Below are 1,355 nucleotides of genomic sequence, written 5' to 3' on the forward strand. Positions count from 1 at the left end.
GAACTCAGACGCAATACCGACGCCACTTTCAACGGCGTTTATTCCTGCAGAAGGGCTGAAACACTGGCCAGAGGACGGCGTCAGAAAGCTCGTCCGGATAACGTGGTTAACCAGCTTGAACCGCACATTCAAGAATTTATCAGGCAGGCGCTGTCTACCCACACTTCACCTGAGGTCATCAGTGGCCGCCTGTTCCTGGAATTGGGTTTATCGGTCAGCAAGAACTCGCTCTATCGCTATATCCAGCAGGAGCGCCAGGCCGGCGGAGACCTGTATCAGCAGCTCCCGCATCGGGGTAAGCGGTATAACTATCAGACCGACCAGGCCACCCGTGGTCCTATTCCCAACCGCGTTGGCATTGAGCACCGGCCTGCCGAAGCGGAGCTCAAACAACAGCCCGGACACTTTGAAATTGATACCCTTTTTGGCAAAGACCAGAAGTCATTCCTGCTGACCGTGGTCGATAAAGCCGTCAAGATGGTTATTATTCGCAAACTGCCCAACAAGCGTGCAGAGACTGTGGTCGCCGCTTTCAGGGACATCGTCGCCAATACGTTCTGCGAGTTTAAAACCCTGACCGCCGATAACGGCCCTGAGTTTTCCCAGCACGAGAAAATAACGAAAATAACGGGAGCACCGGTCTACTTTGCCCGCCCTTATCATTCCTGGGAGCGCGGATTGAATGAGCACACCAACGGGCTGATACGGCGGTTTTACCCCAAGGGAACAGACTTCAATCAGGTCACCCATCGCAAGGTTGCAGCACTCGAACACCTGCTCAATACGCGAGGGAGAAAATGTCTGGGCTATCGCTCTCCGAATGAGGTATTTTTAACGCACTTACAGGCGGCATAATGCCCTACCATTTTGTTGCGTTTCGACTGGGAATGGGGCCCTGATTTCACCTCATTACCAAACTACAACCGGCCGTTGGGGAATATTATGGGGAGATACCTAATCAGGGCCTCCGTTACGACCCTCAGACTTCGGTAACACTCGTACACGGAGCTGATGGCTCAGTGTACGAGAAGCAACCATAGCAGAGCGTGTGATGTGTCACGGAAATTTCGGCGGTTCCGGCGTGCAACCCCAATTTGGTGATGAGACGCCGTCAGACGCCGTCAGATGCCAAAGAGAAAAACAAACAGATTCGCTACCTCCAGTACAAGGGGTTTTCGATGGATATGATATTTGAGGCATTGGGCTAATCATGGTTTGTTGTTAATCAGAGCCCCAGCTAAGACAAATGTCGCATTTTGTAGCTTCGCTCCCACTGGGCCTGATTGCGGCCCTCCGCCACATCAAATGCACATTTCCCTGAAAAGTCTAAGCCTCATTCATTTTGGCCAGACGTT

General features: G+C 52.3%; 1 protein-coding gene and 1 pseudogene. Both read left to right on the forward strand.

The annotated features are described in order from the left end of the window. Positions 1-855, forward strand: an 855-nt coding sequence (locus AEP37_RS26425; protein ID WP_049615627.1) for an IS30 family transposase, incomplete at its 5' end; no start/stop codon positions are given. A 263-nt stretch (positions 856-1,118) separates the two neighbouring features. Further along, a pseudogene (locus AEP37_RS25510) lies at positions 1,119-1,208 on the forward strand (regulatory protein RecX); the annotation flags it as partial. Positions 1,209-1,355: the final 147 nt, after the last annotated feature.

This window comes from Yersinia pekkanenii, from assembly GCF_001152565.1.
Taxonomy (GTDB): domain Bacteria; phylum Pseudomonadota; class Gammaproteobacteria; order Enterobacterales; family Enterobacteriaceae; genus Yersinia; species Yersinia pekkanenii.